This is a genomic window from Veillonella sp. S13054-11 (assembly GCF_002959795.1).
Lineage (GTDB): Bacteria > Bacillota > Negativicutes > Veillonellales > Veillonellaceae > Veillonella > Veillonella parvula_E.
This window is the reverse complement of record NZ_PPCY01000009.1, coordinates 149,528-171,485: the sequence shown is the minus strand read 5'-3', so window position 1 is coordinate 171,485 and position 21,958 is coordinate 149,528. Positions and strand designations below refer to the sequence as shown.

At 34.0% G+C, this 21,958-nt stretch carries 19 protein-coding genes; all 19 read right to left on the bottom strand.

Going from position 1 to position 21,958, the window contains the following annotated elements; genetic code table 11:
- Positions 1-19: 19 nt before the first annotated feature.
- The 19 genes from VPHSUH08_RS09435 to VPHSUH08_RS09345 all read right to left on the bottom strand — a co-directional run bounded on the left by VPHSUH08_RS09435 (position 20) and on the right by VPHSUH08_RS09345 (position 21,951).
- On the bottom strand, positions 20-346 hold the full coding sequence (locus VPHSUH08_RS09435; RefSeq protein ID WP_105087335.1) for a Tat pathway signal protein: 327 nt from the start codon (positions 344-346) through the stop codon (positions 20-22).
- A 66-nt stretch (positions 347-412) separates the two neighbouring features.
- Positions 413-1,489 (bottom strand): acyltransferase, encoded by a 1,077-nt coding sequence (locus tag VPHSUH08_RS09430; RefSeq protein WP_105087334.1) that lies wholly within the window; start codon positions 1,487-1,489, stop codon positions 413-415.
- A gap of 517 nt (positions 1,490-2,006) precedes the next feature.
- Complete coding sequence (locus tag VPHSUH08_RS09425) at positions 2,007-3,182, bottom strand: O-antigen ligase family protein (RefSeq protein ID WP_158251063.1); 1,176 nt, start codon at positions 3,180-3,182, stop codon at positions 2,007-2,009.
- Positions 3,183-3,600: 418 nt separating this feature from the next.
- Positions 3,601-4,842, bottom strand: a complete 1,242-nt coding sequence (locus VPHSUH08_RS09420; RefSeq protein ID WP_158251062.1) for a flippase — start codon at positions 4,840-4,842, stop codon at positions 3,601-3,603.
- Positions 4,843-5,002: 160 nt separating this feature from the next.
- A complete protein-coding gene (locus VPHSUH08_RS09415) occupies positions 5,003-5,956 on the bottom strand; it encodes a glycosyltransferase (protein ID WP_105087331.1) in 954 nt (317 codons plus the stop codon).
- A gap of 3 nt (positions 5,957-5,959) precedes the next feature.
- Positions 5,960-6,775 carry a phosphorylcholine transferase LicD gene (locus VPHSUH08_RS09410; RefSeq protein ID WP_233189900.1) on the bottom strand — a complete coding sequence of 272 codons (816 nt, stop codon included), beginning with the start codon at positions 6,773-6,775 and terminating at the stop codon, positions 5,960-5,962.
- Positions 6,776-6,792: 17 nt separating this feature from the next.
- Complete coding sequence (locus tag VPHSUH08_RS09405; protein ID WP_058948367.1) at positions 6,793-8,127, bottom strand: adenylyltransferase/cytidyltransferase family protein; 1,335 nt, start codon at positions 8,125-8,127, stop codon at positions 6,793-6,795.
- Between the two features lies 1 nt (position 8,128).
- Complete coding sequence (locus VPHSUH08_RS09400; RefSeq protein ID WP_058948366.1) at positions 8,129-9,205, bottom strand: alanine--glyoxylate aminotransferase family protein; 1,077 nt, start codon at positions 9,203-9,205, stop codon at positions 8,129-8,131.
- A 15-nt stretch (positions 9,206-9,220) separates the two neighbouring features.
- On the bottom strand, positions 9,221-10,075 hold the full coding sequence (locus VPHSUH08_RS09395) for a phosphorylcholine transferase LicD (protein ID WP_105087329.1): 855 nt from the start codon (positions 10,073-10,075) through the stop codon (positions 9,221-9,223).
- A gap of 33 nt (positions 10,076-10,108) precedes the next feature.
- On the bottom strand, positions 10,109-10,867 hold the full coding sequence (locus VPHSUH08_RS09390) for a DUF4422 domain-containing protein (protein WP_105087328.1): 759 nt from the start codon (positions 10,865-10,867) through the stop codon (positions 10,109-10,111).
- A gap of 62 nt (positions 10,868-10,929) precedes the next feature.
- Positions 10,930-12,033 carry a UDP-galactopyranose mutase gene (gene glf / locus VPHSUH08_RS09385; protein WP_105087327.1) on the bottom strand — a complete coding sequence of 368 codons (1,104 nt, stop codon included), beginning with the start codon at positions 12,031-12,033 and terminating at the stop codon, positions 10,930-10,932.
- Between the two features lie 8 nt (positions 12,034-12,041).
- Positions 12,042-12,989, bottom strand: a complete 948-nt coding sequence (locus VPHSUH08_RS09380; RefSeq protein ID WP_233189899.1) for an acyltransferase family protein — start codon at positions 12,987-12,989, stop codon at positions 12,042-12,044.
- A 32-nt stretch (positions 12,990-13,021) separates the two neighbouring features.
- Positions 13,022-14,461: an undecaprenyl-phosphate galactose phosphotransferase WbaP gene (gene wbaP, locus VPHSUH08_RS09375; RefSeq protein ID WP_105087325.1), complete on the bottom strand. Its 1,440-nt coding sequence runs from the start codon at positions 14,459-14,461 to the stop codon at positions 13,022-13,024.
- A 250-nt stretch (positions 14,462-14,711) separates the two neighbouring features.
- A complete protein-coding gene (locus VPHSUH08_RS09370) occupies positions 14,712-15,905 on the bottom strand; it encodes an O-antigen ligase (RefSeq protein ID WP_004692924.1) in 1,194 nt (397 codons plus the stop codon).
- A 64-nt stretch (positions 15,906-15,969) separates the two neighbouring features.
- Positions 15,970-16,911, bottom strand: coding sequence for a DUF535 family protein (locus tag VPHSUH08_RS09365; protein ID WP_038149562.1), 942 nt, complete (start codon positions 16,909-16,911; stop codon positions 15,970-15,972).
- A gap of 4 nt (positions 16,912-16,915) precedes the next feature.
- The gene (locus VPHSUH08_RS09360) at positions 16,916-17,980 is read right to left on the bottom strand and encodes a glycosyltransferase family 4 protein (protein WP_105087324.1); all 1,065 of its coding nucleotides are present in this window, start codon (positions 17,978-17,980) and stop codon (positions 16,916-16,918) included.
- Between the two features lie 70 nt (positions 17,981-18,050).
- Positions 18,051-20,075 (bottom strand): LTA synthase family protein, encoded by a 2,025-nt coding sequence (locus VPHSUH08_RS09355; RefSeq protein ID WP_105087323.1) that lies wholly within the window; start codon positions 20,073-20,075, stop codon positions 18,051-18,053.
- Positions 20,076-20,141: 66 nt separating this feature from the next.
- Positions 20,142-20,897, bottom strand: coding sequence for a glycosyltransferase family 2 protein (locus tag VPHSUH08_RS09350; protein ID WP_004692928.1), 756 nt, complete (start codon positions 20,895-20,897; stop codon positions 20,142-20,144).
- A gap of 58 nt (positions 20,898-20,955) precedes the next feature.
- Entirely contained in the window at positions 20,956-21,951 is a 996-nt protein-coding gene (locus tag VPHSUH08_RS09345; protein ID WP_004692929.1) for a glycosyltransferase family 2 protein, read from the bottom strand.
- Positions 21,952-21,958: the final 7 nt, after the last annotated feature.

The window sequence follows — 21,958 nt, the reverse complement described above, 5'->3', positions numbered from 1 at the left end:
TAATTCCTGCCTTTTTTGTTTATCTACGGGCCACGCGCATGGCTGCCATCATGCCTGGCGACTTCCATACAGATTGGCCATTATCCGATACGAGTTTATTATTATCGTAAAATACGTCTGCATTGTAATAGTTGTCATCACTAGATGTCACTTTGTAGCTAAGACCTGCTGTTGTGTACACCGTAAAGTTGAGTATATCCCCCACCCGTTTTACAGAGTCTTGATCTACATACCAGCTATTACCGAGATATGTCGTAGCATACACATCTTGACGAGCTTCTACATCATTTGTGCTAATGCCAATTAATACAAGCAATACCGCTAACATATACAAGAATTTACGCATTATAATTACCTCCCGTTTTATGGTAAGAATACTTATATATTATACCAAAAAACACCGATAATCGCATTATAATGGCAGTACTTTCTCAACCCTTGACTGAATCCGGTCTAGGCTTGGCGTAATTGCTTTCATCACAGGTTTTTCTATGAAAGCTAACCGCACATAGTCTACGGTCATACCGACGACAAAAATGAGCGCCACTACAAAGATTGCATACAGAGGTAATAGTATTGAATCATAGTACTGATACGTTGCCAATACATTGTCCCACATATGATGAAGGAATAACCTATTGTCATGCAATAGGTATATACCAAAGGTAGTAGATGCTACCACATTAATCCAAGGACGATAAGTGATCTTTGCTTTCAAAAAAATAGTAAATAACCCAATACCTAATAGCAATTGAAAGAAGCCATAATCATTTTGCGTAAAGTAGAAAATCTGTTTCATATACGCTGGATTCGTCATGGCTAGTACATCGACAAAGATGTCCCCTAGAAAGGCCCCTACAAAGCCTATGGCGCTAAATATAATACCTATTTTCTTTGTTATATGTGAGCCGTACAGCTTGATGTACGCCCCCATCGAATAGAATACGACAAAGGAAAAGATATGTTTGAATCCAAAGGTGGTATGCGGTACATTAGGCCACAAATTCAATGCCGTCGGTATTAAGAACCAAATTACCGTGGAAACCACTAGAAGCATAACGTAGTATTTACGCTGTAGCCAACGAAGTACTCGATTAATAATAGGCGTTAATAAATAGAGTACTAAAAAGTTCTGGGCGAACCAACTCATGGCACCAATGGGCAATAGCGCAAGTATCATATTCCTTGACGTCACCGTATCAAGTCCTAAACCCATAGCCACGCCCAACATGGCAATGCTGTAAAACCATATTTGCCCTACTAACTTGACAAACTTGTGCAGCTTAAAACTACTAGAAACCATGAAATAGCCCGTTATCATAACAAAGGCAACTACACCAGCCTTGCCTCCAAGTCCAAATACTTGGAGAAACACCTTATTAAACGTTAAATCTGGCGTAAAGGGGAAACAACCATGCACGCTAAAATGGTGCATAATAATTAGTATCATCGAAATGATACGCAACAATTCAATATTGCTCGCTCTCATTCTCTATACCTCATATTCTTCCTCTCAAACTATATGAATACTACGCCAACTGGTAACTACCATGATGACTTGTATACATCATAAAATACATGAAATATATGAGAATGTTGTGACAAATTTTACACATAAAAAAGGCAGCTGATTATACACCAGCTGCCTTTTTATTAAGCTATACTTATTACGATAATAATTAATGTACAAAAAATCAGCATTTTGTACATCAATCTACTATTTAGAAAAGTGATGTTCAAAAATCCTTACTTTTGAACATTAATTTACTAAGGCTTGTTATTTATCAATACGATAAACATCCTCTTTGAACAAGTGAATCCCTATTTAGATTATAGTCATACCACGTACATATTAGAAAAGTCATCTAATCAACTAATACTTTTTGGCAATCGTATTTTCATTTTCCTACCACTTATAAGCTCCTCTATTATTAATTTCTTGATAACAGCACATTTCTTTATCGTATCAAAAATTGTAGCAAACATAATACCTGTACATATACAATTTATATGTTACTATTCTCATAAAATTTAATATAACAAATCAAAATTCCTACAAGGGTTGGATACGCTAATATAAATTCATTACTCATAAAGCATACAATCTGACCAAAGAATGCTACTAATAAATAAACTAACGTCGGATTTTGTATATGTCGTCTAATTCTATATGTTTTATATAAAATATATAAAATTGGTGTAATAAATAATAGTTCCCCTATAACACCAAACCAAGCCAATATGGCTGCAAATTCGTTGAGTACAGGGTATTCAAATGCTAAAAACCCCTTTCGTAACACATCCTCTGTCCATTGCTTAACCTCTCCACTATCTTTAGCAAAATCCGGGAATCGATCCACCATATAGTTAGAATGCAAACCTCTACCAACACCAAACAAAGGGTAATCTAGACCTACTTTAAACATAGCTACCGTATTACCAAATCTTGCTGAGTTAGACCGTGAGCTCGCATTACTAACAGATTTAACATTACTATCAATATAGTTATCTAGCGCTTTTTCTACCGATACAGCTTTAGAGGTTTCATCAACAGTGTTTATTTCTGAAATACTTGCTCTAATAAAAGGGCTCGCCACGGAGTCTCCCACAATGACAAACGAATAACTTAATACACTAAGACCTACGGTGAATAAACAGATTTTCCACCAAGACGTATACCTAAATACAAGACTAAGCAGTACAAATGTAACCAATTCAAATAGATAGATAACTACACCAGTTCTTGCTTTGGTTAAGAAAATCATAGAAATCAATAGAAATGCTAATACAATATCGAGTTTATTTTTGGCATTCACATAATGAATACCTAATAATGGAGCTAAAAATACCGCAATCATACTAAAATAGGATGGTTCTAACGCAAAGCTTCTAAGTTGGCCTGGCCATAATTCTGGAGGCCACCAACCACTTTGTACAACAGGATCATATAAGCTATTATTAATAGTTACTAGTATACTAGCTAAATAATCCGAACCACTCCATAGCCAAGAAACCTCTATAACAGAGTAAGCTATACATAGAATTGTTAATATTCTTGCAGCATTAACAATGGTATCAAGGCCTTTTTTATAATCATCTTTATAAAGATTAAAAATGATTAAGAATAAACCAATTAATGGGAATATAAAGTTTCTGAATAAATACCAAACTAAGGACACCATCAACTTTACTTGTAGAACAAATTCATTACCTACAAATGAAGGGAATAGAGTATATAATTTTTGGACAACGGATGTATTGATTAAGTACGTATAAATTACAGTATCGTAAAAAGGGAAAGAAAATACCCCCAATATAGTACAAAAAACAATCCAAACAACAGATATTATAAAATACAGTTTAAATGGAACCTCTGTCTTCTTTTTCCATATGCTATACACAATAAATAAAAAAATGGAAAAAAACAAAAATACCATCGACAGATTATTTCCCATCGAAAATAAGGTATACCGATCTGGTATCCGCATTAAGGGTAATGAAATTATCATTGCACAAAGCAAAATCTCTTGAATTTTATAATATGCTAAACTAATCATATTGAAACAAACCTCTCAAATCTCTCAAACTACTTAATACCTCTTAAAAGAGTTGCTTCCTTAATAAACCTCCCATAATACTCATAATTAAAAATTCTGTTAATAGCATTGTTATTGCTACTCCTTTAGCCCCCCACAAATAACACAATGGAAATATAGATATCAAACTAAAGAAAGCTCCCAATACTAGAGTCCGACTATAAGCACTATTCATATTAAGGGGTAACATCGTTTCTTCACCAAATACAGTACTAATAGCAACAGCTAATGGAACAAAAGACAAGATTCGTAATACATCAACAGTTAAATCATAATCAGCTCCGAACAATAGCCTAACTATAGTATCTGAAAAGAAAAATAAAGATGTACAACCAACAAGGCCTACAATCAAATACAGGAATAATTGCTTTTTAATGAACTGTAATCCCTTGGGAATATCATCTCTCATCATCTTACTTATAAATGGATATATTGCATCACTTACAGCATATATACCTCTTCGAACACAGGTAATTAATTTATCAGCAGCACTATAGTAACCAACGATAACATTATTCGTAAGCATACCTAATACTACTACATTAGTTGCAGTGTACAAGTTAACTGCCAACGAAGATACGAATATAGACCAGCCTTCTTTATAAGAATTAATAATCTCACCCATAGGTGGCAATTTGAATAATCCTGTATAGTGTTTTCTTAACCAAACTATTGAAAAAATACCTGCAATTAATGGAGTACAAGATTGTAAGAATGCAGCAAGTATATAATCATCTGGAAATTTTACAAGTAAAAATATACCTAGCATTGTACAGATACGACCACTCATATTTAAGATGGTAATATACCGCATCTTCTGTATGCCCTGGAAAAACCATACAGGAAATAAAACATTGCCTATAATTCCACAGTACATGACCTGAAATAATAATATATCAATCGTATTTCCTAATAATATGCGTTGTAGATTATAAATAGCAAAAAATACCGCGGTAATAAATATCAATATACATACTTTTCCATAAAAATATTTGGCAAATAGAGAGCTTATGTTCTGTTCTTCAGCCTGTGCTATTGCCTTTGGCGCTGTTAAGGAATAACCAAAATCTACAAAAATACGGAAATATTCCATAATCCCCTGCATAAAGGCAATCATCCCAAAATGCAATGGTCCTAATACGCGAATCAAATATGGTACTAAAATAAACGCTAATATATATTCTAAAGCGCGCAAGGTCAGTAAAGAAAATATATTCTCTATTAATACGGAGTAACTCTTTCTCACATTACCCATCCTCTAACATTAATATCTATTAAATATTACTAACTATACTTTCATAATTAGAGAAAACCCCATAGTATTATCAATAAAAATATAAAGATAATCTCTATGGGCTTTAATTATATGTAATATATAATCGTACAAATATGACTATGATTCATATTTAATAATACAATTTAACCAATAGCCTTTTTATATATTGTTTACACTTCCACATTGGATTATGGCTAGTATCAGCCGTATGATCTAATACATAGTGTTTATATTGAATTAGTAAATCATTGTACTCTTTCTTACATTTATTGGCACAGACTCTACGAGATAATTCCACATAGGAATTTAAAAGATATAATTGCAGCTCATTCTTTACACTACTGCAGTGATTCATAAGATAATCACTCATATATATGTGGGACTCTATTGTATCTATCATAAAACGTCTAGTGAAAGTAGCCATTATACTACCTGCGCGTTGTACATAATAATAAAGTGGTTCATTTACTGTTACTATACTATTAGCATTCAAAAATAACATGAAAATAGTAAAATTATCTTCTTGAACTCGTCCCTTTGGAAAACGAACTGGCACCACTCCATTGAATAAATCCAATTTAAAAATTTTATTCCATACTACATTTAAATCAAATGGTTCCGTTTTTAGTAGATAATACCGTAACATATCCATGCCTGTAAAAGTTCGTTTATCATATTGAACAGACATAGTATGTATACTGATATCATCATCACCTCTATAGATATAATAATTACAAGATACTATATCAGCATTGTTATTATTCGCTACAGTAATCAGTCTTTCACACATTATATTTACAATAAAATCATCACTATCAATGAATAAAATATAGTCCCCTGTAACATGATCTAAACCATAGTTACGAGCATCGGAAAGCCCCCCATTCTCTTTGTGAAAGACCTTAATTCGTTTATCCTTCGCCGCATAAGAATCTGCAATAACACCACTACAATCCGTTGCACCATCATCAACTAGAATAATTTCTAAATTCTGATAGGTTTGATTTAGTATAGATTGAATGCATCTGTCCACATATTGTTCAACATTATAAATGGGAACAATAATAGAAAGTAAAGGTTGCATAATTTAATCCTTTCGATCTATCTTATACGCAATAATATTGTGTCCACAGCGTTGGTTTTCAGGAGGCATCTTCATATAATCATCATACATATTGTCTAGATATTCTCTCCAACAAGACATAACAGAGAATAATTGGTCTTCGAACTCAATAGTAGTCATTTTCTCAAAATCTTGTTTAAGTAATCGCTCCTTTACACCTTCACCCCAAGCAATTACACCAACATGCTCTGATGTAGTGTAATCATAGGATTTAGCTAACTGATCCATGATATCAATACAATGCTGTTTACCAAATAAACGACATAATGGCACAACAACTAATTTGCCTAAAGCATGGATGAGAGATTGACCCTTAAACAGCTTAGCACTAGCTAATGTAAGTATTCTTTGATAAAAAATCGATTTATCATAAATCTCTTTCATGATGGACATATCTTCACTAAATCCATCAACAGGGAAAATATCTATCCACAAATACTTACTACGCAATGTATTAGAATATGTGTTTTCACAAGGAATGTTTTTATTAATTATAGCTGCATAGGTTGCATCCAAGCTATAATTAATAGGATTGGCGATTAACTCTAATCCATCATGATCATAATGCTCTTTTAACGTTAATAACCGTTCATAATCAGGTCTAGGCATGCAAACATCAATATCATCATCCCAAGGTATAAATCCTTTATGTCGAGCTGCACCTATTAATGTGCCATAACACAGACTATATTTTAAATTATATTTTTTACAAAATTGGTCAAAATCTTTGAGTAGATTCAACTCTTCTAATTGGACTTCACGTAAAGATAATTGTTGCATACTCATCCAACCCTATACTAAATAACAGTAACATCTGTATTAGATACAAATTTATCGAGAACACGCACCTCTTCAATCATATCTTGATGGCTCATTAAGAAACTTTCAGAATTCTTTCTAATACATGTTAAGAATTCAACAATCTCATAGCGTAAACCTTCCCCTTCAAATTTATAGAAGTATTTTCGATTCAAGTTCACATCTTCAAAACGCAATTCAAAAAATTCTGTTTTCCACCAAGGCGCTGGTACGTAAATATACCCTTTTGAACCAGATATAACTAAATCACCTTCTGCTTTGGCATTAATAGCTACTGTAGCAGAAGCCATAGCATCATCATAGACAAAATTAATCTTTGATAAAATATCGACATCATCGACTTTATGGCTTATAAAATCAACATGATTATAATCAAAACCCAATAATTTAAAGATTGCTAATAAAGGATATGCAGCGAGAGATAAAATACTGCCCCCTGCTATCCTAACTTGATTCTCTAAATCATCGCCTAATACCTGTGTAAAATTGGCTTCCACATTAAATATCTTACCGATTTGCCCACTACGTGCCATGGCTATTAATTTACTAAAAGCAGGACTATACGCTGTCTTCAGTCCTTCCATTAATACTAAGTTGGAAGTTTTCGCCAAGTTCATTAAACGTAATGTTTCATCAAGGTCACTGCTAAATGGGAATTCTGTTAATACATGTTTTTTGGCTTGTAGTGCTTTTTCGATATAAGTTACACGTTTAGATAATGGCATATTAATGTATACCGCATCTACCTCATCTAGCAATATTTTAGATGAACTAAATTGCTCTAAATCATTAAACTGATGTGATTTATAGATAGTATCAACCGCATCTGTTTCTGTGTAACCACCTATAATATCAATACCACTTACAAATTTAGCTTCATCTAAAAATCTATCTAAAATAACTTCATTACCGATAATACCCAATCTAACATTCTTGGAATTTCTGATTTGAGTACTAGAAATGCCTTGTGTTCTTGGTAAGTAAACTACCTTACAATACTCATTTAAATAATCAAAATATCCTTCCCAATCAGATCCCACAGTAAATATATCTATATTAAATCGTTTGATATCATCTATTTTTTGTCCAAAATATTCTTCTACTACGATTTCATCTGCAAAACCTGTAGCGCGCACATTATCAATACGCGTCATCAAAGAATCACGAACATTAAATTTGCCTCTAGATTTATCAAAATAGTCAGACGTAACCCCAACAATAAGGTAATCACCTAATGCTTTTGCATTTTTTAATAAATTATAATGTCCCTCATGAAACAAATCATATGTTCCATATGTTATCACTTTTACCATATTATTTACCTGTAATCTCTTTAATGACTAATTTCATTGTTTCTACAAGCATTATATTATCCTCAATAGTCGTATCACCAATATGAGCAACGCGTAGGACATAGTCTTCATTAACCCCACCTGTAGGATTTACAAAAATATCATATTTGTCCTTCAAGATTGTAAATACATCTTTAGCAATTGGTTGTTCAAAACGGATAGGCGTAACCGCATTACTAATAGTGAAAGTAGGAAGAGATACTGGTAATTCTTTAATTCTATTTCTAAAATCCTTCGCCACACTATCAATACGAGCTAAATAGTTTTCAAAACCTTCCTCTTCAATAAGATGTAATGCCTTATTCATTTCTAAACATACCCCAACAGCAGGTGTGAATGGTGTTTGACCTCTTGTAAAATTCTTTACATATTGGTTGAAATCAAAGTAAAGATTCTTAATATGATTATTTTTTACACGTTCTTCATATAATCTGTCACTAATTACAATAGGAGATATACCTGGTGCAATACAAAGTCCTTTTTGAGAACTTAAAATAGTAACATCAATATTATTACCAGCCATATCATAATGATCAATTAAGAATGAACTAATTGCATCAATCACCAAGTACGCTTGCTTCTTTTTAGCAAAGCTACTTAATAAATTAATATCATATAACTGTGCTGTAGAAGTTTCATCAATATTAGCAATAACAAAAGTAAAGTCTTGTTCTTCTACTGCAGTAAAGTGTTTAGCAGTCAACTCCTCACCATCGTCTAGTTTAATCACAATATGAGGGATCTCATGGAGTTCACATAAATCAACAAAACGTTGACCAAAAGTACCACCATTAATAACTAGTACATGGTCAGTTTCATTCATACAATTCATAATAGTAGCTTCTAATGCGCCTGTACCAGAAGCTGTTAAGTAGATGGATTTATAGCTTTCTGGTGCATTCATAAACTTTTTAAGCAGTCTATCTGAATCTAACATAACTTCAGAAAATTCCGTTGTTCTAAAATAAGGAACTTGTTGATGTCTTACATCAAGAATTTCCTTTCTCATTTGTGTTGGTCCTACTGTAAATAGTTTCATAGTCTAATCCCCCTCTTATTGTTTCCAATACACTCTATAGTTATGATGTGGTACCTGACGATCTTCAGGTGGTGCTTCCATATAATTATTGTACAAATGACTTAAATAGAAATCGCTATCTGTAAGTCCCCAAAACTCAGTATCCTCAAAAGGATATAAACTTCTATTATCAAACAAGCTCTTTTCATATACCTCTCGTTTATTACCACTTGCACAATCAACAAGAACACTTATGTATTTCGCATTGGAAAATGGATACTGTTGTGCATCTTGGTTGATTTTTTTGATTAAACTTATAGTTGGCAAAAAATGCATTAAGCCGATAGCACCAAATTTTAAAACTGTCCGAACATAACCTTTTAACTTAGCAAAGCTACCTTTAGAATCTACATAGCGATTACTGAATGTAAACTTCATAGAAGAGCCATGGAATAACAAGTTTAAAAGTTGTTGGTGTCTAAAAAGTTTTTGTTGAGCCTGTGTATCATCTGGTAACCCATCAATAGGAAAGATATCTATAAATACACCGGCTTTATCAAAATTACGCCACAATGTATTATCAACCATAACTGTTTCTTGATCAAATACCTTTGCCATTGTATAGGTGTATTTATCATCATTTTCAATAGAATATACTTGATATCTTGGATTATGGTCATTATATAACTTAATAAAGCGATTATAATCATCCCGTGGCATCATGATGTCAATATCATCATCCCATGGAATAAAACCTTTATGTCTAACGGCACCCAACATCGTTCCATAAGCTAATACATATCGAATATCATGTGTATCACAAAATTGTGCCAAATCTTTTAAAATATCTAAAGCGACACCCTTAATCTCCGAAAATCCAATTTCTCGCATCAAAAAAATTCCTCCATAATACAAATAGGTCTATTATTTAAAGAATTTTCTTTTTAAGAATAATCCACCTTTTTTCAACCAGTTTTGTGGCTCCATAAATGATACGTTTTGTTCTTTATAGCTAATATTATTAGCTTCAATCCATACATCAAGCAAGATTTCACTAACAAAGCCATAGATACGTGCTTCATACGTATCATAATCAGAAATATCAACACGTTTTTCAATTTCTTCTAAGATGGAAAACATCCATTCACAGTATTGATCAAATAAATCTCTACGCATAACAAACATGTTGAACATATGAGCCCAAGTGCGATTGCATACCTTTGTGAAAGCAGCGCTATATTCGGGATATTGTTCAGCGATGATTTGCTCTGCCGCATCTAATCCTGAGCTATGGTGGGCATTATTATAGTGAGAACGATTAGACTCAATATAATATTTACGCTTATCTGCTACTACTACAGGATATTGTGAAAGTAGTTTCTCCCATTCTGCACCCGTCAAGATTTGATTCTTTTTATCTTCTACGGAGCGCACCTCTTTGCGCGTAAAATAACGTCTGTAATGAACAAGACCAATATAGTCCGCGTCAAGGTTTTTCCATGCCCAATAGAGACCCGTCAATTCACAGTAATTAGCATTCTTTGAAGATATATTATCTCCAGTATTATCTCCAGTATAACCAATATCGGCCTTGCCTTCTCGTCCTACATGGATCGGCATATATACAGAATCTTCAGGCATCCAATATTGTTTATGTGTAGCAACTAAAATCTTTATATTCACTAGTACTCTCCTACATGAGTTGTATATTATTAACACTCTTCTAGTACAATATGATAAATTATCTATGCTAACTCTTTTTCTACCAAAGTTAAAGCACTAGCAATGACCTTATCCATATCGTAATATTTATATTCCCCTAAACGACCACCAAATATTACATTAGAAATCGCTTCAGCCTTTTCAACATATTTAGCATAAAGATCCAAATTCTTTACGTCATTTACCGGATAATATGCTTCTTCACCGATTTTCCAGTCCTTTGGATATTCTTTTGTTACATACGTAACGGGCTGTGTACCAAATTCAAAATGCTTATGTTCAATGGTACGAGTATACGGAATTTCACCTTCCGTATAGTTCACCACCGCAACGCCTTGATGATTTTCCTCTTCGAGACGCTCAGTTTCAAAGTGAAGACCACGATACTCTAATATCCCTTCAGAATAACCAAAGTATTCATCTATAGGGCCTGTGTAGATAATCTTATCTGCTAAAGTTTCGTATTCATCGCGATGCTTGAGGAAGTCTATGCCAAGACGCACTTCAATACCTTCTAACATGCGTTCAATCATCTTAGTATAACCGCCAATAGGGATTCCTTGGAAACGGTCATTAAAGTAATTGTTATCGTATGTATAACGCACTGGCAAGCGTTTAATGATAAAAGCTGGTAACTCTGTACATTTACGGCCCCATTGTTTTTCCGTATACCCTTTGATAAGCTTTTCGTAAATATCAGTACCTACGAGGCTGATGGCTTGCTCCTCCAAATTCTTAGGTTTCCCTGAGATGGCAGCTCGTTGTTTAGTAATAATATCTTGTGCCTCTTTTGGAGTTCGAATATTCCACATTTTAGAAAACGTGTTCATATTAAACGGTAAATTGTACATCTCTCCCTTATAATTTGCTACAGGGCTATTTACATAGTGATTAAATTCTGCAAATTGATTGACATAATCCCACACATGTTTCAAGGATGTATGGAAGATATGAGCACCATAGACGTGGATACTGATATCATCTTTGCTTTCACAATATAGATTACCTGCTATGTGATTGCGTCGGTCGATGACAAGTACAGATTTACCACGCTTGTGCGCTTCATGGGCAAATACTGCACCAAATGGGCCCGCCCCTACTACTAAATAGTCAAATTTTTTATTCATATATATCCTTATTTTTTCATTCCAAGACATAGTAATCGTGAATAATGATTTTTTCCTAAGATATAACCTATCAAAATAGATAGAGTTGTAGATGCTAAGAAGCAAACAATAAAGGCTTCATAATACAATCCTAGCTTAGACCAAAGTATAATTCTAAATGGGATTTTAACAATATCACTAAAGATATATATATCCATTGAAACGGTACCTAAAAAGACTAAAAGTCTTTTATATAGACCAACTTTAGATTGAATTTGATCAGCAATATAATGTGTAATATTAATCCCCGAAACTGCTGTTATAAGAGTAACTATTTTAAAAGCATTCATATCATGAAGTAATGCATAATTACCTACAATAAAAATCACCATAGATGTAAGTGCTATTACTGTAGATTTCATATGATCCAATAGCATATATTTCTTTATATATAAGCCTAGGATATAGAAAAACTGAAAATACAATATCTTTGATACCATAGATACAGAGAAGATATTTAATACATCAGAAAAGATTCCAACAATGAAAGATATTAGTAATAAACCAAAATTTACACGCTTAACAAAAAAGGCAATGAGGATTGAAATAAAGAATAGACAATATAAAAACCAAAGTTCTCCATCCGGATTAATACCAATAAATATTTTCCATATATCCTGCGCATTTATTTGTTGATTTGCAAATTTTGATAAAGCTAATTTGAAAGGAAAATATAGTATTCCAATTGTAAAATATGGAACCATCAAACGTATGCTTTTATCTTTTATAAAAATCTGAAAGCCTTCTTTCAAAGGTATATGCATAAAATAACCAGCCACAAAGAAAAAAACTGGCATATGGAAACTGTAAATTATCGTTCGCATCAAATATAAAGGATAACTAGCAATTCCACTAGCACTTGCTTGATCCGGTACAGAATGGCCCAAAACAACAAGTAAAATTGCAATTCCCTTCATAATATCAAAACTAGTATCCCTCATAATAACGGTTAATAGGCCCCTTTCGATTTAGCAACAGCCAATACAGTTTTCAACAGATATACAATATCGATCCACACGGACCAGTTGTGAACATACCAAGAGTCCATTAACACCCGTTCTTCATAGGTGGTATCACTGCGACCACTTACTTGCCAAACACCGGTAATCCCTGGTGGTACAAGGTAAAAGTCATTAATATAATCGCCGTATTTTACAATTTCATCTCGAACAATAGGTCTTGGACCTACGAGGCTCATATCCCCAACGAGAACATTCCATAACTGTGGCAATTCATCAAGACTTGTCTTTCGAAGGAATTTCCCGATTTTTGTAACACGAGGATCATCCTTTAATTTAAAATCCCGTTCCCATTCTTCACGGGCAGCTGGGTTATCTTTTAGATATTGCTCCAAAGCCTCTTGCGCATTTGGTACCATAGATCGAAATTTGTAACAAGAAAATGATTTCCCACCCTGTCCAACGCGTTTATGACCAAATACGATAGGTCCTGGAGAATCTAAGTAAATCAATATAGCAATGATAGCGAGAATTGGTAAGATCAAAATACCACCACATACAGTAGCTACTATATCAAAAATACGTTTGAAAATACGGTTAGACTTGCGTGCTAGGTTATTTTGTACACGCAATATGACGGCTTGCTCTTCCATCATGCCACGTGCTGTAATATTACTGGCTGGTAAACCGAATAATTCAGGAACAAATGCTACTCGTTTTACTAATACTTGTAATCGATTAATCAGGGATACTAATTTTTTAGACTCAAGTCCGGGAGCACAAATCAGTACAGTTTGAACGCCTGTATCTTTAATAACGCTTTCTACATCTCTAAAGGCTCCAAGGCATGGATATTCTTTAGCGATAGATGATGATTTAGGATTATCATCTACATAACCAATAATCTTATAGGTAGTAATCGGCATGCGATCTAAAGACCTCTTTACAAGTTCTGCAGTCTTCCCCGCTCCAACAAGAAGAATCGGAATTGTTAAATATCCTGTTTTTGAAAGTATTTTTCCTACGATAAAACGCTCGCTAAAGATAAATACGAGCATACATATATAAGCAAAGGCAACAAATAAACGAGACACATCATTAATGACATGTCCTGTGTACATGAGGACAATAGATACAACAACACCGATCGTAATGCTACGGAATAAATTTTTCATCGTATCCCAATAAGGTGTTACCACAGAATAGGCATTATTAAGCAACAATATAGTTAAAAATACGATAGGTACAACACCATATACGTAAATTTCTTCTACCTTAAAATTTGAACTTACCGGTAAAATTGATAAGTTTAAACGCAAATAATAGGCTGCTAATGTTCCCAAAACAATAGCTATATAATCTGCTATAAGCACTATGAGCTTACTAATAAATAACTTTTTATTATTGTTATTACAGATGGAACTATTCATACTAATACCCCAAATTATAAGAAAAGGTTGTTTTCTCAATCTCAAAATATTAAGAAAACAACCTCTCTATCATACGAATACAATGTACCAATATTTACATATATTGTATCATATTTAAATATGTAAAACTATAAAAAAACATAGATTTCACCTATCTTTTATGTAGTTCTTTGTTTTTTATGCCTATTTAAATTATACTCTATTGTCTATTAAATAGTAATTAATTACTTTCTAAAAAACTATATCATTCTCAATTATCTCGCAATTGAAGCATTATCCCCATAACAATCCAAAACATTCGAATACCAGATGAGTTACCCCAAGTATAATCAACAGATCCAAATAAAAATAAATAACTAATAAAACCAACAATGATTGATAAATCATAAGGATTTGCAGACATAATATAATTTTTTACTGATTTATAGATTGTAAAAATTGAGAATCCTAAGAAACCAATAAGCCCTAATATGCCAGATTCAGAAGCAATTTGTAGAATATTATTATGGGAATGACCTAAATTTTGAGTTTCTTTTTCCAATTTGTATTCTTCTTTATATTTCTTTCCCCACAAGCCAGGGCCCACCCCTATCACAGGATGATCCATAATCATTTGCTTATCTGCTTCCCATACATAGATACGGCCTAAATTTGAACCATCAGTAGTTATATTAAAAGTACTTTCTAAACGCTCCATATAAGATTGATTACTAGTAAATGCATATCCTATGCCTACAACAGTCACAAATAACACTAATATATAGCGAATATTAACAAAGCAATAGCGCAATGTTATGAGCACGCCATTAATTCCATTAAATAACCAGGAACCTCGGCTTTGGTTTCCCCACATTCCTAATAATATTCCGAGAGAAGAAAAAATAGCTGATAACCTCACATACTTAGGAAATGATTTATCAAACATAGCAATTAAAGCTAGGGGAAACGAAAATGATAACAACATGGCTAGCCCCATAACAGATCCATTAATGACCCCACCAGCGCGGTCACCAAAATCTAAGTTATAATGTGCCAAATATTGTCCAAAGGCAGATAAAGCATCAATGCCCATATATACAAAAAATACTGATAATATGGTGTATAATTTGCGAGAACTTTTAATACATAACAGGATTGGTACGATGATTAATACCTTCCAAACCCAAATATTAAAGAAATATTTGGTCGTCACTAGTATATCATCGCTTATAAATGCTGATGGCAATACACACAGCAACATCACTAAATAAGCCCATCCATATTGGCGTATCGATTGTGGTACAGAGATTTCATGTCGTCTATACCAACAAGTTATTAAGGTCATCAAAATAATGAGACCATACATCAAATTCCCAAAAGCCATAGATGACCGTGTCATACATATCATAATCGAAATGAGTATCGTTAGTACCATTTCCGCATTGTTAAGTATCCAAGATTTCATACTAACTCCCTTATCCCTTATTCATATTATTTAATAATCAAGCATTGTTACTGTTTACATATACTTATTTTATTAAATGTTTCATATGGTCTTGAATTTCTTGCTCATATTGATCGAGTAAATCATAGCGTTTACGATATTGACTACGTTTTTGTGACTTAATTTCCTCGATTGGTTTTCGGTATTCCTCCAATGGAATTTTGAAAAACCGTTCATCGCTGCATACTACACCACCAGATTCCTCCCATAATCGATCTAGCTCTGCAACTTTAGCACGATGACCGCGAACTAAGTGTGTATTAGCATAGAAACCTTCATCAGATACAGCATAGATAGATTCTACCTTACAAATGGCTGCTATATGACGCAATAGGAACATAATAAAGTTTTTTGGTCGATAACCAAACATATTCTTAGTAACTGTTTTAGCATTATCAAGACCATCTTTATAGCCTTGAACAGTGCCTATCCACATGGCAGGCTCCCCATTAAAGCCTTTCCCAAAACGGAAGTTAGCATGGTATACACCTTGTTTGCCCAATGTTAGTAACAATGTCAAAAAACCTTCTTTTCGTTGACCTGGCCCATAGTATAAGCGAGCTACCATATCAAGGTCTTCCGATTCCCATACTATGTAGCCACGATTCATACGGCTTACGTCATCATAAAAATTATCTGGATCTACAGAGTACATTTCACGAATAGCATCATCGGTAAATACAGCTTTTAAATAATCAAAATGATTAATAATAGCCTCTAATCGTTCCTGTGGTGTCGAATTTTTAAACAAAAAATATCTTGTCATTAACTCATATAAACCAACTTGACGGTCTAATAGTACTGAATCAGGTGTGTAGCTTGCAAAATAATTCTCTAAGTCCTCTATTTCTCGTTTATTGCGGATAGAGCGCATTGTATGAAGGAAAGTACGTCGTGTCTCCCTCCAACTACGTTTGCCATATATTTTTCGGCCTTTCCTCCATTGATTTTGTATATACTGTAACACCTTATCACCTCAAATTACAAACTATCTTATCTATGGAATCCACCATCTTGTCGATGGTAAAAGTAGACTTCACACGTGTATATCCATGTTCAATTATAGATTTTCGAACTCCATCATTCTCCATTAAGCCTTGAATAGCCTCTATAATAGATTCACTATTAACCGTATCTATGAGAATACCAGATTTTCCATTCTCAATAATCTCTGCTTGCGCCCCTGATGTACTTGTTATAACGGGCACCTTGCAATACATAGCTTCACATAATACGAGACCAAAAGCTTCCTGCACCTTAGAGGGTGCTACTAAACAATGAATAGATCGATACCATCGATTCATATCCTTTTGAAAGCCCATGTACTGCACATATTCTTCCATCTGATGCTGCTTGATATACTGATTCATTTGTTCGATATCAGCAGACTTACCGTCTCCACATATAACTAAACGAACCTCATCAATTTTATTATGAATCACTCTAACCGCATCTAAAAGATCAAAGATTCCTTTATTTTCAATGATTCGACCTGCATAACCAACGATAAATGGCTTATTTGGAATATTATCATCAGAAACATCAGAAAAACGACGTGTATTAACGCCATTGTAAACAAGATGGTATTTATCAATTATGTTTGGAATGACTTGTGCATCGTAAACCTTTTTAGACACACATATAAAAGCATCTACCTGTGATTGAATCCACTGATGGTACATATCTGTTTTAGCTTTTATTACATTATGCTTATAAAAAATGAGTTTAGCACCCGTTAAACGCTTTAAAGCCAAGCATAATAAAATATATTTTCCTGAGTGACATTGAATAACTGTGATTCCCTTCTCTTTTATATGTTTTACAATAGATAAAAGAGAAGTAAATCCTTTATAGGAATAAAGATTAGCTGTTAAAACCGCTGCTACTTGCTCAAATCTTTCTTGCAATTCATGATTTGAAACATCAATCAAAACAAAAGAAGGTATCTGCCGTCTATGTAGTTCATCGCACATATCATATACGTATTGCTCTCCGCCGCCCCAAACTTTGGCGCCTACTACGTTCAGTATCGACATAGATACCCTCCTTCAAATATATACTGTAGTTAACTATATATAGTTAATCATATATGAAATTATTTTTCATCTATTTTTTAGAAAACAATATCTTTTCATGATTAATGAACCACATAGTCAATAATGTCCAATCACGAGCATCATTCCCATGATTATTAATAGGGCGAATTGGCTCAACCGGTTTATAGGATGGTATATTGCTTTCACCATAATCCATACGAACATCGCCCATCATATGAGGCGTAATCCATTGATACGGTGTAACTAATGTATCTGGCTGTTCATCAAACAAGGACGGTACGATGGAGTAATATTCAAAACCCTTTGGTGCAATAGCTTCAATAATGGTAGGCATGAGGCTCATATGCGTGCCAATTGGCGCTGTAATCGTGTCTTTAGTGAAAGCAGGATGTTGCAACAATCCTACGGTACAGAATGTGTCGCGCAAGGTATAGTCTCGTTGAATTAAGGATGTATTATTCAAAGAGCCAAATAGATTAGAGTGGTCACCAGTGACAACGAATAAACTATCTGGAAAGGCCTTTTTCATAGCATTAATAAAGTTAAAAATAGCCTTATCACTATAGCGATAAGTAGCCAATTCCTTATTGCGTTTCTTATTGGATTTTAAATCATCTCCAAGGTTTGGCATGACCTGTTTAGGATCATAATCTAATAAGGAATCCTCCATTTTATAAGGACCATGATTGGATGTAGTATAAATAAAATGGAATGTAGGATGTTCTAAGGATTTGATTTCCTCTTCGATATGTTCTAAAAATACATGGTCATAAACGCCTACCCAAGTCTTAGGTACATCGGGGCCGCAAAAAACAGAAGCGCTTTCCACTTGATCAAAGCCTTGCGCCTTACCAAAGTGATTAAAGTTGCCGTACGATGCATTGCCACCATACCAGTAAATCGTATCATAGCCTAAATTCTTCATTTGAGATGCCAAAGAAGTCGGCAATGGTTCATGCCAGAAGGCTTCCCGTTCATTGATTTCCATACCCGCATCATAAACACCGGATAACAGACTCACAATGGATGGGCGAGACACATTACCAGCAGGCAAGAAATTAGGTACTTGCGCCGTATGAGGATTATCTTTAAAATCCCATAAGCCAGGGCATATATTGAGATCCTTGTAAGGTTCATCAAGAGACCACTGAGGGATACTTTCACCAACAATAAAGAAAATATGCTGTGGTTTATCAATACGAGGACCTGATGCAACGCGCTTGAATGCATGAAGTGGTGTATTCAAATCCTGCCAAGAATCTTTATATTCCTTAGGAACAATACGGTGAATCGCGTCATCAATGTCCTCAGCAGATACCGTATATTCATCACGAAGTGGATGTTTTAGCACTGTTTCTATGGCACATAGATCTGGCACCGTTGCACGAGCAAAGAATATATCCTCTTTTATCACTGTAGGAATCGTATCCCACTCAGGTTTATCATCATGAGATAATGTTCCACCATAGCGGAACCAATAAAATCCCAAAACAGAGATAGCCACAAGCCCTATATTCCAAACTATAGTAGGCCAAGTTCCTTCAATAGTTGGATATGGTATAGATGGCAATGATAAAAAGAAATTTCCTATGTACCAGGATATAAATGTAATAGGAATTAATCCTAAGATGACAAGCATTCCTCGATCTTGATTAAAGAATACATCAATTAAATTATGTTTTTCTGCATGATTTCCATAATGAACCATATAGTTGTACGTATCATGGAAATGCTTGTAGAAAATCATTTTTCCTGCAAAGGCTGCATATAATACGCAGGAATAAATGGTTAATCCTACCAATCGTACAGCATCTTCTATTTGATGATACCTATCAAATAATAATGCAGGGAGCGTCACCAATACTAAGGGTAGTAAGAATACATAAGCATCAAAATCCATGCCCCACCAGAAGCCGTAACGCAATGAACCCAATACAGATTTCCAGCGTCCCTTCCATGTGGGGTAAGGATTATACACAATCATGAATATGATTCGAAAGATGGTACTCAATATAGGGGCCCAAAGCATTAGTTTTATATTTTGTTGTAGGGATAGAAAAAATTGTTCACTCATTTATGCTTCCATATCTACATCAAGAACAATACTTCCCCATAGCAATTTACTATACTAAATCACTTATTATAATTGCCCATTAGATTTATTTAAATAATATAATTTCACATATTTCGTCATGGTGTACATCATATGGTAAATAGATAATAGAAAGCCTATTTTTCCATCTAATATGCCACCTTGCAAAATATATATCTTAAAAAATGCCCATGTTGGACGCAATAAAATATCCCCTAAAAAACTACAAGACTTCCCTTGTGCCTTGTATTTGTTAGCTGCTGCTGTCGTATACTTATTAAACTTCTCAAAGAATTGATGCCAGTTATCATACGTATAGTGATATAATTTTCCCTCTAATGTAGCTTGTGGATAGGGACTGATAAAAGCTTCATGAACAGCACCTTCTACAGTTGCTCCCTCTCGAGGCATCAATCGTAACACCTTATCAGGTCTTACCACACCATGAGTTGCCTGATTATGATGGAATAGATTATATCTATGTAACCAATAAGCCTTCGGTTCACCTTGGATAGCTCGTTGAATAGACTTTGCTAACTCTTGTGATACGCGCTCATCAGAGTCGACAAATAGAATCCATTCACTCTGGGCTTGTGAAATACCAAAGCGTCGTTGTTGTGACCAATCTCCATTTAAAGGATGCGGTATAACCTTTGCACCCAGTTCAGTAGCAAGTAATACGGTTTGATCTGTACTACCATCATCGATAACTAAAATTTCATCAGCAAATTGAATACTCTTAATACAATCTACAATATGTTGTTCTTCATTGCGGGCTAAGATAATAGCCGTAATTGTTGACATAAGTTGCCTCAATATTCATATAATTTCAATCCGGATATAAAATTAATTACTTATTCAATTATAAAGATTTCTTGATTCGTTCTAATCCAAACATCATATGACCATACAGTTTTGAGATAAATGGAGCATGGAGTGCACCGTATAATAACACTTGATATTTGGCACCAATGGAAGGTATATCAGAAGACCGTTCCTCTTGTTTTAAATACTCTAGCATATGCTCTATCTGTTTTTCTTGTAATTCTGGTTTTGCTAAGTTAAAACCAATTCCCCCAACAGCACTGCGAATGGCTCTATGACGACAGTATCGCACAAAGTCTGTCATACCTAGTTCCTCAGCTAATGGTTGACGATATAAATATGAACAAAATAACCCATATTTGCTCTTTGCACTCCAATTACTTGTAATCGAATTTTCATTATCACAATTATAAAAGTAAAGGGATTTTTGTAAATAGTATACAGATGAAAGATTTTTAAAGACCAACGGCATAATCATAAGGTCCTCAAAATCTGTATTTTCTTTTAATCGAATTTCTTTCCACGCATTTGCTTTAAAAAATTTATTACATAAATAATTTGGAATTTTATCCTCAATCAATGCTGTGTATGCACTTTTAATATCTATGAAATAACGTTCATCCATATGTCGTGGACTTATCTTGCCATTTTCTACAACAGCGATATCAAAAACAACTACATCTACTTGTTTCTCATTAATTGTTGATAAGCAATCTTCTATCATAGTCGGTGCTACGTAATCATCACCATCTACAAAGGCAATGTATTCCCCTTTTACGATAGCAAGTCCATCATTTCGCGTCTTACTAACACCCATATTACGCTCATGATGAATAACAGTAATTCTATCATCTTTTGCTGCATAGTCATCACAAATTTGTCCACTATTATCTGGTGAACTATCTTCAATCAATATGATTTGTAAATTACTATATGTTTGATTTTGTAAACTTTCGATACACTTACCAATATATTCTTCTGCTTTGTACACAGGAATAACTATAGATACTAAAGGTCTATATTGATTTTCCATAATTAAC